Below are 14,985 nucleotides of genomic sequence, written 5' to 3'. Positions count from 1 at the left end.
TAGCACTTCGAGAGTTACCCGCAAGTAACCACAGGAGTTTCCGGTGTCAATCGACGTGTCCGCCGACCCCGCCGGTATGGAGCAGGCCCGGGCCCGCTGGCGTGCCGCTGTTGCCGGTGTGCTGGCCAAGAGCACGCGCCGCGAAGCCGCCGACATCGAGGCGGAGACCGGCGGTGAGCCCGAACGGCTGCTGGACACCCCTGTCGAGGGGCTGGCGGGCGACGGCGGATTCGCCATTCGTCCGCTCTACACCTCGTTCGACGCGCTGCCCGAGCAGCCCCTGCCCGGCCAGTGGCCCTTCGTACGCGGCGCCGACCCCACCCGCGACGTCAACACCGGATGGAAGGTCGCCGAGGCCTTTCCCCATGGCTCGGGTTCTGCCGCCGACACCAACGCGGCAGTCCTGACGGCGCTGACCGAGGGCGCCAGCGCCCTGGTCCTGCGGGTCGGCGAGGAGGGCGTGCCGGCCGCGGAGCTGCGGCAGGTCTTCGACGACGTCTACCTGGGCCTGGTGCCGGTGCTCCTCGACGGAGCGGGCGCCGGCGATTACACCGCCGCGGCCGAGACCATGCTGGCCCTGGTCGACGCGCTGGAACCGGGCGATCGGGCCAACCTGTCGGTGGACCTGGGTGCCGATCCGCTGACCGCGCCGCTGACGCAGCGTCCGGCGCCGTCGACCGACGACGTGGTCGCGGTGGCGACGCGTTGCGCCGAGCGCCAGGGCGTGCGGGCCATCGCCGTCAACGGTCCCGGCCTGCACAACCTGGGCGCCGGTGCCGCAGACGAGCTGGCGGGCGCACTGGCCGCGGCGGTCGCGTACCTGCGTCTGCTCACCGAAGCCGGCCTGACGGTGGCCGACGCCGCCCGCCAGATCAGCTTCCGGATCGCCGCCGACGATGACCAGTTCATCACCATCGCCAAAATCCGTGCGGCGCGCCAGCTTTGGGCGCGGGTCGCGGAGGTGGCCGGAGCACCGGAAGCCGGTGGCGCCCTGATTCATGCCGAGACCTCACTGGCGATGATGACGCAGCGCGACCCCTGGGTGAACATGCTGCGCACCACCTTGGCCGCCTTCGGCGCCGGTGTCGGCGGCGCGGACACCGTGCTGGTCTGGCCGTTCGACACCGCGATCCCCGGCGGGCAGCCGGGCACCTCGGCGACGTTCTCCCGGCGGATCGCGCGCAACACCCAACTGCTGCTCCTGGAGGAGTCGCACCTGGGCCAGGTGCTGGACCCCGCCGGCGGATCCTGGTTCGTCGAAGACCTCACCGAGCAGTTGGCGCAGCAGGCGTGGCGGCAGTTCCAGGAGATCGAGGCACTCGGCGGATTCCAGGCCGCCCGCGAGCACCTCGGCGAGCGGATCGCTGCAGTCGCCGCCGCCCGGGCCGAGAACGTGGCCCACCGGCGCAGCGCCATCACCGGGGTCAACGAGTACCCCAACCTCGACGAGCCGCCGTTGCCGGCCGCGGCAGCCACCGCCGACCCGGCGGCCCTGCGGCGTTACGCGGCGCAGTTCGAGGCTCTGCGCGACCGCTCCGACGCCTACCTGGCGCGCACCGGTGCCCGGCCGCAGGTGCTGCTGCTGCCGCTGGGGCCCATGGCCGAACACAACATCCGGACCACCTTCGCCACCAACCTGCTGGCGTCCGGCGGCATCGCGGCGATCAACCCCGGAACGGTCGGCGCCGAGCAGGTGGCCGCGGCTGCGGCGCAGGCCGGCTCGCCGGATGTGGCGGTGCTGTGCGGCAGCGACGCCCGCTACGGCGACGAAGCCGCCGCGGTGGTCGGGGCGGCGCGAGCCGCCGGCATCGGCCGGGTCTACCTGGCCGGCCCGGCGAAGGCCGTGGCAGACCAGGGCGATCCGGAAAACCGGCCGGACGACTACCTGACGATGAAGGTCGATGCCGTAGCGGTGTTGTCGGACCTACTGACCCGATTGGGGGCCTGAGCGCCATGACCGCCAGCACTTCGCACAACACCCTGGGCAGCTTCGCCGACGTCGCCCTGCACGGCGAGCGCACCGCCGACCCGGTTACCGCCGAAGCGGTCGCCGAGTACGTCGCGGGCGCCGCGGCCGCACACGGCTATGCTCCCGAACAGCTGGAATGGGACACCCCGGAGGGTATCGCGGTCAAGCCGGTGTACACCGCCGCCGACCGGGCCGCCGCGGTTGCGCAGGGCTACCCGCTGGACAGCTTCCCCGGCGACGCCCCGTTCGTGCGCGGGCCCTACCCGACGATGTACGTCAACCAGCCCTGGACCATCCGTCAGTACGCCGGATTCTCCACCGCGGCGGACTCCAACGCCTTCTACCGCCGCAACCTCGCGGCCGGCCAGAAGGGTCTGTCGGTGGCCTTCGACCTGGCCACCCACCGGGGCTACGACTCGGACCACCCGCGGGTCCAGGGTGACGTCGGAATGGCCGGAGTGGCAATCGATTCCATTCTGGACATGCGGCAGCTGTTCGACGGGATCGACCTGAGCGCGGTGAGCGTCTCGATGACCATGAACGGTGCGGTGCTGCCGATTCTGGCGCTGTACGTGGTTGCCGCCGAGGAGCAGGGTGTACCGCCGGAGAAACTGGCCGGCACCATCCAGAACGACATCCTCAAAGAGTTCATGGTGCGCAACACCTACATCTACCCGCCGAAACCCTCGATGCGGATCATCTCCGACATCTTCGCCTACACCAGCGCCAAGATGCCGAAGTTCAACTCGATCTCGATCTCCGGCTACCACATCCAGGAAGCGGGCGCCACGGCCGATCTGGAGTTGGCCTACACGCTGGCCGACGGCGTGGACTACATCAAGGCCGGTCTGGACGCCGGCCTGGACATCGACAAGTTCGCGCCCCGGCTGTCGTTCTTCTGGGGCATCGGGATGAACTTCTTCATGGAGGTCGCCAAGCTGCGTGCGGGCCGGCTGCTGTGGAGCGAGCTGGTCGCCCGCTTTGACCCCAAGAGCGCGAAATCGTTGTCGCTGCGGACGCATTCCCAGACCTCGGGATGGTCGCTGACGGCCCAGGACGTCTTCAACAACGTCGCCCGAACCTGCATCGAGGCGATGGCCGCCACGCAGGGCCACACCCAGTCGCTGCACACCAACGCCCTCGACGAGGCGTTGGCGCTGCCCACCGACTTCTCCGCCCGGATTGCCCGCAACACCCAGCTGCTGCTGCAGCAGGAGTCGGGCACCACCCGGCCGATCGACCCGTGGGGCGGGTCCTACTACGTGGAGTGGCTGACCCATCAGCTGGCCCAGCGGGCCCGGGCCCACATCGCCGAGGTCGAGGCGCACGGCGGAATGGCGCAGGCCATCAGCGACGGCATCCCGAAGCTGCGTATCGAGGAGGCCGCGGCGCGTACCCAGGCCCGCATCGACTCGGGGCGCCAGCCGTTGATCGGGGTCAACAAGTACCAGGTGGCCGAGGACCAAGAGATCGAGGTGCTCAAGGTCGAGAACAGCCGGGTGCGCGCCGAACAGCTGGCCAAGCTCGAGCAGCTGCGCGCCGAACGCGACGAGGCGGCCTGCCAGGCCGCGCTGGCCGAATTGACCCGCGCGGCCGGCACCAGTTCGGGGCAGGCCGGGGCTGAAGACCCAGACGGCCTGGGCAACAACCTGCTGGCGCTGGCCATCGACGCCGCCCGGGCCAAGGCGACACTCGGAGAGATCTCCGACGCGCTGGAAAAGGTCTACGGTCGCCACCAGGCCGAGATCCGGACGATTTCCGGCGTCTACCGTGACGAAGTGGGGAAGGGCAGCAACATCGCAAGCGCAACCGCCCTGGTCGAGAAGTTCGCCGAGGCCGACGGCCGCCGGCCCCGCATCCTGGTGGCCAAGATGGGCCAGGACGGGCACGACCGTGGCCAGAAGGTGATCGCCACCGCGTTCGCCGACATCGGGTTCGACGTCGACGTGGGCGCGCTGTTCTCCACCCCCGACGAGGTGGCACGCCAGGCCGCCGACAACGACGTGCACGTGGTCGGGGTGTCGTCGCTGGCCGCCGGCCATCTGACGTTGGTGCCGGCGTTGCGTGACGCACTGGCGCAGGTGGGCCGGCCCGACATCATGATCGTGGTCGGCGGGGTCATCCCGCCCGGAGACTTCGACGAGCTCTATGCCGCCGGGGCGACCGCGATCTTCCCGCCCGGCACGGTGATCGCCGACGCCGCGGTGGACCTGCTGCACACGCTCGCGGCCCGGCGGGGCTATGAGCTCTCCGACCCGGCAGGACCGGCCGCAGACCACGCGTAGATGGCCGACAACATGTCCGACACCGTCGCCGAGCTGGCGGCGGCGGTGCGTGCCGGGGACCGCTCCGTGCTTCCCCGGGCTATCACCCTGGTCGAGTCGACCCGGCCCGACCACCGTCAGCAGGCGCAGGAACTGCTGCTGGCTCTGCTGCCGGATGCCGGCGGGGCACGTCGAGTGGGCATCACCGGTGTTCCCGGTGTGGGTAAGTCCACCACCATCGAAGCGCTCGGAATGCACCTCGTCGAAGCGGGGCACCGGGTGGCGGTGCTGGCCGTCGACCCGTCGTCGACGCGTACCGGCGGGTCGATCCTCGGGGACAAAACCCGCATGCAGCGGCTCGGGGCGCACGAACGCGCCTACATCCGGCCGTCACCGACCTCGGGAACCCTGGGCGGGGTCGCCAAGGCCACCCGCGAGACGGTGGTGCTGTTGGAGGCCGCCGGTTTCGACGTGATCCTGATCGAGACCGTCGGAGTCGGCCAGTCCGAGGTCACCGTCGCCAACATGGTCGACACCTTCGTCTTTTTGACGTTGGCCCGCACCGGGGACCAGTTGCAGGGCATCAAAAAGGGTGTCCTGGAACTTGCCGACATCGTGGTGGTCAACAAGGCCGACGGCCACCACCTCACCGAGGCGCGGGCCGCCGCCCGGGAATTGTCGGCAGCGATCCGGCTCATCTACCCGCGTGAGACGCTCTGGCGACCTCCGGTGCTGACCATGAGCGCAATCGAGGGCACCGGGGTGGCGGAATTCTGGGAGACGGTGGAGCGGCACCGGCAGACGCTGATCGACGCCGGCGAGTTCGATGCCCGGCGACGGGCGCAGCAGGTCGAGTGGACACACCAGCTGGTGCGCGACGCGGTGCTCGAACGCGCGCTGTCCGCCCCCGCGGTGCGCGCAGTGCGGACCGAAGTGGAACAACAAGTACTCAGCGGGGAGCTGACCCCCGCGCTGGCGGCCCAGCGCATCCTCGAGGCGGTCTGGGACTAGGCGTCGCAGACGAATCTATCTGTCGGTTGCGGTAATTCGACTTATGGCAGCCTTCCGGCGGAGTAGATTGCCAGCTATGACACAGTTTTTCCAGGGCTCTGCCGCAGGTTTGCCGGCGAACATACGCGGCGCGGCCGACCCGAACTTCTCCTGGGCGGTGCGTGCCTTCGCGGCGGCGTTCCCGGGCCGGCGCTTCGGCGGCGGCGCCTTGGCTGTGTACCTGGACGGTAAGCCGGTGGTGGACGTCTGGACCGGTTGGGCGGACCGGGCGGGACGGGTTCCCTGGTCGGCCGACACCGGAGCGATGGTCTTCTCGGCCACCAAAGGCGCGGCCTCGACGGTGATCCACCGGCTGGTCGACCGCGGCCTCATCGACTACGACATGCCGGTCGCCCGGTACTGGCCGGAGTTCGCGGCCCGGGGTAAGGCCGCGATCACGGTGCGCGAGCTGATGGGGCACCGGGCCGGGCTGACCCACCTCAACGGTGTCAGCAGGGCGGACCTGTTGGACCACCGGGCGATGGAGGCGCGGATGGCCGCGGCGGCCCCGGGGCCCGAACGCGGAAAGCCCGCCTATCACGCATTGACCTATGGGTGGCTGCTGTCGGGGCTGGCCCGGGGCGTCACCGGTATGAGCATGCGGGAGCTGTTCCGCTCCGAGCTCGCCGGGCCGCTGGGAATCGACGGATTGCACCTGGGCCGTCCGCCGGTCGACGCGCCGACCCGGGCCGCGGAGATCATCATGCCCCAGCGCAGCCGATCGAACCGGGTGGTGAACCTGCTGGCGCCCAAGGCCGCCGCGCTGCTGCCCTACGGGGGTTTCGGCGCGATCTATTTCCCCGGCGTGATGGACGCGGTGCGCGGCGACATCCCGCTGCTGGACACCGAAGCCGCCGCCGTCAACGGGGTGGCCACCGCGCGCGGCTTGGCCCGCCTGTACGGCGCACTGGCCAACGGCGGCCAGATCGACGGCACCCAGTTGTTGTCGCGGCGGATCGTGGACGGCCTGAGCGGCCGGCGCTCCTTGCAGCTGGACCGCACGGTCGTGATCCCGCTGGCGTTCCACCTGGGCTATCACGCGGTTCCGTTCGGTTCGGCGCTGCCCGGCTACGGCCACGTCGGGCTGGGCGGTTCGATGGGCTGGGCCGACCCGGCGTCCGGGCTGGCGATCGGTTTCGTGCACAACCGGCTGCTGACCCCGTTCATCGGCGTCGACCACGGCGGTTTCGTGGCCACCGCGGCGCTGATTCGCCGGGGCGCGGCCCAGGCACGCCGGAAGGGCTACACCCCGGTGCCGCAGTTGGGGGAGCCGTTCGCGCAGCGCGACGCCGCAACCGGCTAGCGCCCTCGCCCCGGGTGGGCCGGTCCAGGGCCGGGGAGTCCCGGAGGTACGGCGGGCCGCCGGTAGGGTTGGCGCGTGACTGACCGCACGCCGAAGCTCTATATCTTCCCGCACGCCGGCGGATCGCCGCAGTACTATGTCGGGTTCTCCAAGGCGTTCACCACCGACGTCAAACGGATCGGCGTGCAGTACCCCGGCAAGGGCGGAACGCATGACCTCGGCGCTTTCACCAGCATCGAAGACCTCGCCGACCAGGTCTGCAAGACCGTCGCGCCGCCCACGGCCTCCGACGGGCCGGTGGTCTTCTTCGGACACAGCATGGGCGCGCTGCTGGCGTTCGAGGTCGCGCGCCGGTTCGAGGCGGACGGCCACCGGATCGCCGCCCTGTTCGTCTCGGCCGCCGGTGCTCCGGGTCGGGCGGGCTACGACAACATCCCCGAGTCCGACCGGGGCCTGCTGGATGCGATGAGCTCGATGACGGGGGTCAACCCCGAGTTCCTGGAGAACGAGGAGTTCGCGGCCAAGATTCTGCCCACCCTGCGCGGCCTCAAAGCCATCGCGAACTACGACTGCCCGCCGGAGGCGCAGGTGTCGTGCCCCATTTTCGCCTTCCATGGTGACGAAGACGACGTCGCGACCGACGAAAAAGTGGGGCCCTGGGCGCAGCGCACCACCGGGGAGTTCAGTGCGCGAGTTTTCACCGCGCCCGGTCACCACTTCTACCTCAACGAACACCTGCCCGAACTGGTCGGCGACATCGAGGACAAGCTCGCGCGACTGCTTGAGCGCTGACATTTCAGCCCGGCACGCAGTCCCGGATTCGCCGCCGTCACGGGCGACATCGGTGGTGCGGTAATGAGTTCTCCGCTACTATGGCGGACTGCTGTATCTGCGCTGCTCGGCAGCCACAAATTGCCTGTCAGCTGTGCGTCCGTGATAGCCTCCGCGGGAGGGAAACACCTGGGATGTCGGGGTCCAAGGAGTTCTTGCGAAGGTTCCAACATCCAGAAGGGGTACCCGTGTCGATGATCGAATCCTCCGCACCGGCCATGGCTGCCGGGCGATCTCGGCGCCTGGAGGTCCCCGCCCCCGTCTTGGCTCGGCACGGCCAGCAACCGACCTGCGCTGGGGTTGACGTATTCAGCTGAGCAATTCCGTTTGGGGTGCTCGCAACGTCTGATCTCGCGGGGGAAGCATCCCTAAATGTCGCTCACCCAATTGCATACCCCCGTTGTGCAGGGACCGTGCACAGCGAAACCGTCAGCTCGGACACCTTTGCGGGGCGAAGCGCTCCGCAGGTGGGGGTCACGGACCTGACAGCACAAGGAGAAGACAACGCAATGTCGGCATATGAGACGCACATCCCGACCCTGTTGGCGAACCTGGAACGGGACAAGCCGGACGCCGCGGCCTACACCTTCATCGACTACGACGTCGACCCTGCCGGCTACCGGGAGACCCTGACGTGGTCCCAGCTGCGCAACCGGGTGCGCGTGGTTGCTGCCGAACTCGCGACCTGCGCGTCGCCGGGCGACCGGGTCGCGATCCTGGCCCCGCAGAGCCTGGAGTACGTCGTCGGATTCTACGGTGCGCTCGAGGCGGGCATGATCGCCGTGCCGTTGCCGGTGCCGATGTTCGGCGTGCACGACGAGCGGGTGTCGGCGGCCCTGCGCGACAGCTCGCCGACGGCGATCCTGACGACGACGGCGGCTGTCGGCGACATCGCCAGCTCCATCAAGGGCCTGGCCGGCAAGACTCCGGTGGTCATCGAGATCGACGCCCTGGACCTGGACTCCGAGCCGGCGTTCGCGCCGTCGGCGACCGCGCACACCAAGGTCGCGTTCCTGCAGTACACGTCCGGCTCGACTCGTACCCCGGCCGGTGTCATGGTCACGCACACCAACGCCGTCTCGAACATGGTGCAAATGGCTTCGGACACCTTCGAGCTGACCGGCGGCATGGCACCGCCGGAGCTCAACGTGGTGTCGTGGATGCCCTTCTACCACGACCTGGGTCTGCTCGGCACCGTCATCTACCCGATGGTGCTGCAGGTGCACACGGTGCACATGAGCCCCATGGCGTTTTTGGCCAAGCCCTCCCGGTGGATGCAAGAGCTGGCCAAGGCCCCGGTCGGTTTCACCGGCGGGCCGAACTTCGCCTATGAGCTGGCCGTGCGGCGGACCTCGGACGAGGACATGGCCGGGCTCACCCTGGGCAACGTGCACACCTTCTGCTTCGGAGCCGAGCGGATTCACGCCGCGACGCTGCGCCGGTTCGTCGACCGGTTCGCCAAGTTCGACCTGAACCCGGCGGCGCTGCGGCCCGGATACGGGCTGGCCGAGGCCAGCGTCTACCTCACCTCCAACGCTCCCGGCAACCCGCCGCCGACCGCGCGCTTCGACTACACCAAGCTGGCGGCCGGCACGGCCGAGCCGGGTGGGGCCGAAGGCGGGGTCGAACTGGTCAGCTGCGGGGTGCCACGCGCGTGCACCGTGCGTATCGTGGACCCGGAAACCCAGACCGAGAACCCCGAGGGGAAGGTAGGCGAGATCTGGGCGCACGGCCCCAACGTCGCGGCCGGCTATTGGCACAACCAGCAAGCCACCGAGGCGACCTTCGGCGGCAAGCTGGTCAACCCGTCGCCCGGGACGCCGCAGGGACCCTGGCTGATGACCGGTGACCTCGGCGTCATCTCCGGCGGCGAACTGTACATCGTCGGGCGAATCAAGGACCTGCTGATCGTGGATGGGCGCAACCACTATCCGGACGACATCGAGGCCACCGTCCAGGAGATCACCGGGGGGCGCGTCGCGGCCATCTCGATCCCGAACAGCGAGTCTGAGCAGCTCGTCACGATCGCCGAGTTGAAGAACAAGGGGGGATCCGAGGAGGAAATCCTGGATCGGCTGACCGAGGTTCGACGTAAGGTCACCGCCGCGCTGTCCAAGGCGCACGGCTTGGTGAGCGGGGACCTGGTCCTGGTTCCGCCGGGCGCCATCCCGATCACCACCAGCGGAAAGATTCGTCGCTCCAGCTGTGTGGAGATCTATCAGCGGGATGGGTTCGAGCGACTGGATGCGACTGCTCGGTCTGTATGACAGATGACGAGCTGCTCGCGTGGCTCACGGGGAGGTTGAGTTGAGCGAGAAGAGTGCTGCGTCGGTGGGGGGTCCGGATCGTCGGGCGATTGTTGCTGAGGCGCTGCGCAAGATTGATGATCTGACGGCGCGGTTGGCTGTTGCCGAGGCGGGGGACAGCGAGCCGATCGCGGTGGTGGGTTTGGGGTGTCGTCTGCCGGGTGGGGTGGATGGTCCGGCGGCGTTGTGGCAGTTGTTGTGTGATGAGGGTTCGGGGATTGTTGGGGTTCCGGCGGATCGCTGGGATGCCGATGCGTTGTTTTCGTCGGATCATTCGGTGCCGGGGACGATTTGTTCTCGTGAGGGCGGGTTTTTGTCGGGGTGGCATCCGTCGGAGTTTGACGCGGAGTTTTTTGGTATTTCGCCGCGTGAGGCTGATGCGATGGATCCGCAGCAGCGGTTGTTGATGGAGGTGACCTGGGAGGCGTTGGAGCATGCCGGGATTACCCGGGAGGCTATTCGCGGTACGTCCACTGGTGTGTTTGTGGGTGTGACGACCAGTGATTATGCGGTGTTGGCTGCGGAGCGGTTGGGGCCGCGTGATGCTGATCCGTATTTTTCGTTCGGTAATGCGCCGAATTTTGCGGCGGGTCGGTTGTCGTATTTCTTGGGTGTGCATGGTCCGGCGTTGATGGTGGATACGGCGTGTTCGTCGTCGTTGGTGACGATTCATTTGGCGTGTGCGAGTTTGCGGCGTCGGGAGTCGGATCAGGCGTTGGCTGCCGGGGTGAATTTGATTTTGGCTCCGCAGAACAGTATTGCGACGTCGCGGTGGGGGATGTTGGCGCCGGATGGGCGGTGCAAGACTTTTGATGCTGCTGCCGATGGGTATGTGCGGTCTGAGGGTGCTGGGGTGGTGGTGCTCAAGCGGTTGTCGGATGCGCAGCGTGATGGTGATCGGGTTCTGGCGGTGGTGCGGGGTTCGGCGGTGAATCAGGATGGGCCGTCGAGTGGTCAGACGGTGCCGTCGGGTCCGGCGCAGCAGAAGGTGGTGCGGGCTGCGTTGGCGGCGGCGCGGTTGGAGCCCGGTGATATCGACTATGTCGAGGCGCATGGGACCGGTACCGCGTTGGGTGATCCGATTGAGTTGGATGCGTTGGCGGCGGTGTTTGGTGAGCGGGGTTCGTCGGCGCCGTTGGTGTTGGGGTCGGTGAAGACCAATGTGGGGCATCTGGAGTCGGCTTCGGGTGTGGCGGGGTTCATTAAGACGGTGTTGTCGGTGCAGCGGGGTTTTATCCCGCGGCATCTGAATTTTTCGGAGTTGACGCCGAATGCGGGTGTGGGGGCGTCGAAGTTTGAGGTTGCTGGGCAGGCGATGGCGTGGCCTGCGGTGTCGCGTCCGCGTCGGGCGGGGGTGTCGTCGTTTGGGGTGTCGGGCACTAATGCGCATGTGATTGTGGAGCAGGCTCCGCCGGGGTCGGGGTGTGTTGGTGGGGAGTCGGTGGCTTCGGGGCCGGTGACGACGTTGGTGGTCTCGGGTAAGTCGCCGGCGCGGATCGCGGCGACCGCGGGGGTGCTGGCGCAGTGGTTGGCCACCGACGGCGCCGACGCCACCCTGGCCGACGTCGCACACGCGCTCAACCACCATCGGACCCGCCACCAGAAATTCGCCACCGTTGCCGCCCGGGACACCGAGCAGGCCATCGCGGGGCTCAACGCGCTGGCAGCAGGCGAGTCCGCGCCGGGCGTGGTGGAACCCGCGGCGGTACTGCCGGGACCGGGAACCGTGTTTGTGTTTTCGGGTCAGGGTTCGCATTGGGTGGGGATGGGTCGTCGGTTGTTGGCCGAGGAGCCGGCGTTTGCTGCCGCGGTGGCGGAGTTGGAGCCGGTTTTTGTCCGGCAGGTGGGTTTTTCGCTGTGTGAGGTGCTTGAGCAGGGCCGGGAGATTTCCGGTGATGCTCAGGTGCAGCCGGTGATCATGGGGCTGCAGTTGGCGTTGGCGGCGTTGTGGCGTGCCTATGGGGTGGTTCCGGATGCGGTGATCGGGCATTCCATGGGGGAGGTGTCGGCGGCGGTGGTGGCCGGGGCGCTGACGCCCGAGCAGGGTTTGCAGGTGATCGGGGTGCGGTCGTCGTTGATGTCGCGGCAGGCCGGTCAGGGTGCGGTGGCGTTGCTGGAGTTGGATGCCGCAGCCGCCCAGGAGGTGTTGGCCGGTTATCCCGGTGTGGAGGTGGCGGGGTATCTGTCGCCGCGGCAGACGGTGGTGGCCGGTGCTCCTGCGCAGGTGGATGCGGTGATCGCTGCGGTGGCCGGTGCCGAGCGGTTTGCGCGGCGGGTCAATATGGAGGTGGCCTCGCATACCGCGTTCATGGACCCGATTCTCGCGGAGTTGCGGGCCGAATTGGCCGGGTTGCGGCCGCAGGTCCCGCAGATTCCCTTCTATTCCACCGTCGTCGACCCGGCCGGTCCCACACCGGTGCTCGATGCGGACTACTGGGCGGCCAACGTGCGCAAACCCGCACTGGTCAACCAGGCCGTCGCCGCCGCGGGGGACAAGTACGGCACGTTCATCGAGATCAGCCCGCACCCCCTGCTGACCCACACCATCGACGAGATCCTGGACGCGGTGCCGCACTGCAGCATCGCGACTCTGGTGCGCGACGGCGACGACACCGTCGTCTTCCATCAGCACCTCAACAGCGCACACCCGGTCAGCCCACGGGACCTGCCGCACCCGGCCGGGCCCTACCCGGCGCTGCCGGCCACGCCGTGGCGGCACACCCGGCACTGGCTGGACCTCGAAAACGCCGTCACCGCAGCCGAATCTGCGCCAGCGCCCGGTGTGCTGCTCGGCACCCACATCGCGATCGGCAGCACGCCGGCGGTGCACCTGTGGCAAGCCCGGCTGTCGCCGGAGAACAAGCCCTACCCCGGCAGCCATCGCAACAACGGGGTCGAGCTGGTGCCGGCATCGGTCCTGCTGCAGACGGTTTCGGATGCCGCGTTGCACGTCAGCGGGCAATCGGCGGTCAGCGACATTCGCTTCGAACACCCGATCGTGCTCGACCGGCCACGGACCGTCCAGGTGGTCGCCGACGCCGAAACCGTGACGGTGTCGTCGAGAGCGGTGAGCGACGACCCACAGGCACGCTGGGTCAGGCACCTCAGTGCACGGATCACCGCAGGCGACGAATCAGACTGGTCCCCGGCCGATTCCGCCCTCAGCAATGGTCACAGCGGAACGGAATTCGACGACGCCGCGGTGAGTGCGTTCTGGCTCACCTGGGGCAGCGAAGGCCGGCCGTTCCAGTGGACGGTGACGTCCGGTCGATCCACCTCCGGGCAACTGCGGGCCGACCTCACGGCCGAGCAGACCCCCACGGTCGCGATGCTCGACGCCGCACTGCACGTCGCCCGCATGGTCGACGACGCCGATCCCGAACTGATGGTGCCCGCCACGGTCGACGCCATCCGTTTCCGCACAGCGCCCGCCGACGGCCGGGCCGGAGTCACCGTGCATCGCCGTGACAGCGGCACCGGTGAGCTTGTCGTCGACATCGCCCTCACCACCGGCGACGGCACGGGATGCATCGACGTGCGCGGGCTGCGCTACACCGCGCTCAGTGCGGCGCGGCCAGCCGACGACCCGAGTTCGATCGCCCACGCAATCGACTGGCAGCCCTGGGATGCCGCACCGGAGAACCCGGCTGAACCGGGCACCCTGACGGTGATCGGCGACAGCGCCGCCGCCACCGGCCTGCGTGACGCACTGACCGCGGCCGGGCACCAGGCAGCCGGGCTCGCCGAGGCCCAGGCCGTCGTCTACGTCGCGGACCCGGGCCCTGCCGGCGAATCCGATCTGGACTGCGCCTCGCGGCTGGCCGGCGAGGTCGCCGAACTGGTGGCGGCCCTGGCGCAGCGCGACACCCGCCCGCCCGCTCTGTGGATCGTCACCCGCGGCGTCTACGAGGCGGCCTCGCATGCGGCCGTGCGGCAAAGCTGCCTGTGGGGTATGGCCGGGGTGATCCGGGCGGAGCAACCGCAACTGTGCGGCGGGCTGGTGGACCTGGCCGCCGCAGACGTCTCCGCCGGCGACGCCGCGGTGCTGTCGGGCATTCTGCGCACGCCGGCCAAGTCCATCCTGGTGCTGCGCGACGGCCAGATCCGCAGCACGGCGTTCACCCCGATCTCCGGCCCGGCGCAGCGCGAACCCACGGTGTGCCAGCCCGACGGCACCTATCTGATCACCGGCGGAATGGGCGCACTCGGCCTGTTGATGGCCGGGTGGTTGGCCGACCGCGGCGCCCGGCGCCTGCGCCGCCGCAGCCCTGCCCGCCCGCCGGACTGGGGCCGGCCGCCACTCGCGATCCGGCACCGCCGGCGTCACCGTGGAGGCGTCACCGAGGTGGGCGGTCGACTCGGCTCCCGGCTCGGCCGCTGACCCGGACCGCGGCACCAGGCCGGGCCGAGCCGGCCGCGGCTGCTCCGCCGAGGTCGAGGCCAGGACACCATGTGGCCCAAGGTCGCCGGTGCCCAGGTGCTGCACGAGCTCTTCCCGCCCAAGAGCCTGGACTTCTTCTACATGACCGCGGCCGCGGGCGCCGTCTTCGGGGTGCCCGGCCAGGGCGCCTACGCCAGTGCCAACGCCTATCTGGACGGGCTCGCCCGTGCCCGCCACCAGCGCGGCTGCCACAGCGTCAGCCTGGACTGGGTGGCCTGGAAGGGCTTGGGCTTCGGTGCCGAGGCCCATGTGGTGCTGCACGAACTCGAGCGGATGGGCTCGCGGCCCATCACTCCCGCGGAGGCGTTCGCCGCCTGGGATCACGCCGAGCACTACGACCTCGCCCAGGTCGTGATGGTGCCGCTGCCCTCGGTGGGACAGTCGGGCGCGTCCGATCCTGCCGGCGGACCGGTCCGTGACTGGGCCCAGCTGTCCGCCGACGAAGTCGTCAGCGAGCTGGAGGTCGAGCTGCGCGCCATCCTGGCACGGGAACTTCGCATGTCGGAGGCTGAACTGCAGCTCGACCGGCCGTTCGCCGAACTCGGTCTGAACTCCGTGATGGCCATGTCGGTGCGGCGCGACATCGAAGCGCTGGTGGGGTTGGAGCTGTCGGCGACCATGTTGTGGAACCACCCGACAACCGCGGCGCTGGCAGCGCACCTGGCCGGCAAGCTGGTTCCGCAGGAGGATTCCGGCGGTGGCGTGGCCCCCGCCGACGACGACCTGCCAGACTCTGCCGACAGTGTGTTGGATGAGCTGTTCGACAGCGTGGAGTCGGCTCCGGCCGGATGGGACGGGATCTAGTGGGAATCGAGTTCTCC

Annotated in this window: 8 protein-coding genes; all 8 read left to right on the top strand. The window is 69.1% G+C overall.

Going from position 1 to position 14,985, the window contains the following annotated elements:
- Positions 1-43: 43 nt before the first annotated feature.
- The 8 genes from mutA (at position 44) to G6N14_RS08270 (ending at position 14,968) form a co-directional block, all read left to right on the top strand.
- Complete coding sequence (gene mutA / locus G6N14_RS08305; RefSeq protein WP_085134626.1) at positions 44-1,948, top strand: methylmalonyl-CoA mutase small subunit; 1,905 nt, start codon at positions 44-46, stop codon at positions 1,946-1,948.
- Between the two features lie 5 nt (positions 1,949-1,953).
- On the top strand, positions 1,954-4,254 hold the full coding sequence (gene scpA / locus G6N14_RS08300) for a methylmalonyl-CoA mutase (protein ID WP_085134627.1): 2,301 nt from the start codon (positions 1,954-1,956) through the stop codon (positions 4,252-4,254).
- Positions 4,255-5,244, top strand: a complete 990-nt coding sequence (meaB, locus tag G6N14_RS08295; protein WP_085134628.1) for a methylmalonyl Co-A mutase-associated GTPase MeaB — start codon at positions 4,255-4,257, stop codon at positions 5,242-5,244.
- Positions 5,245-5,320: 76 nt separating this feature from the next.
- Positions 5,321-6,586, top strand: coding sequence for an esterase/beta-lactamase LipL (lipL, locus tag G6N14_RS08290; protein ID WP_085134629.1), 1,266 nt, complete (start codon positions 5,321-5,323; stop codon positions 6,584-6,586).
- Positions 6,587-6,661: 75 nt separating this feature from the next.
- The gene (locus G6N14_RS08285) at positions 6,662-7,378 is read left to right on the top strand and encodes a thioesterase II family protein (protein WP_085134630.1); all 717 of its coding nucleotides are present in this window, start codon (positions 6,662-6,664) and stop codon (positions 7,376-7,378) included.
- Positions 7,379-7,926: 548 nt separating this feature from the next.
- Positions 7,927-9,684, top strand: a complete 1,758-nt coding sequence (locus G6N14_RS08280; RefSeq protein WP_085134654.1) for an AMP-binding protein — start codon at positions 7,927-7,929, stop codon at positions 9,682-9,684.
- 40 nt (positions 9,685-9,724) lie between these two features.
- Positions 9,725-14,104, top strand: a complete 4,380-nt coding sequence (locus tag G6N14_RS08275; protein WP_163787100.1) for a type I polyketide synthase — start codon at positions 9,725-9,727, stop codon at positions 14,102-14,104.
- A 69-nt stretch (positions 14,105-14,173) separates the two neighbouring features.
- Positions 14,174-14,968 (top strand): beta-ketoacyl reductase, encoded by a 795-nt coding sequence (locus G6N14_RS08270; protein WP_163787098.1) that lies wholly within the window; start codon positions 14,174-14,176, stop codon positions 14,966-14,968.
- The last annotated feature ends 17 nt before the right edge of the window (positions 14,969-14,985 follow it).

This window comes from Mycolicibacter hiberniae (genome assembly GCF_010729485.1).
GTDB lineage: Bacteria > Actinomycetota > Actinomycetes > Mycobacteriales > Mycobacteriaceae > Mycobacterium > Mycobacterium hiberniae.
Note: the sequence above shows the minus strand (reverse complement) of the source record. Positions and strands in the feature narration are given on the sequence as shown.

Bases quoted from the DNA above. Each gene is read 5' to 3' on its own strand.
- lipL (WP_085134629.1), top strand. From the start codon at position 5,321: ATGACACAGTTTTTCCAGGGCTCTGCCGCAGGTTTGCCGGCGAACATA.
- G6N14_RS08270 (WP_163787098.1), top strand. From the start codon at position 14,174: ATGTGGCCCAAGGTCGCCGGTGCCCAGGTGCTGCACGAGCTCTTCCCG.
- meaB (WP_085134628.1), top strand. From the start codon at position 4,255: ATGGCCGACAACATGTCCGACACCGTCGCCGAGCTGGCGGCGGCGGTG.
- G6N14_RS08280 (WP_085134654.1), top strand. From the start codon at position 7,927: ATGTCGGCATATGAGACGCACATCCCGACCCTGTTGGCGAACCTGGAA.
- scpA (WP_085134627.1), top strand. From the start codon at position 1,954: ATGACCGCCAGCACTTCGCACAACACCCTGGGCAGCTTCGCCGACGTC.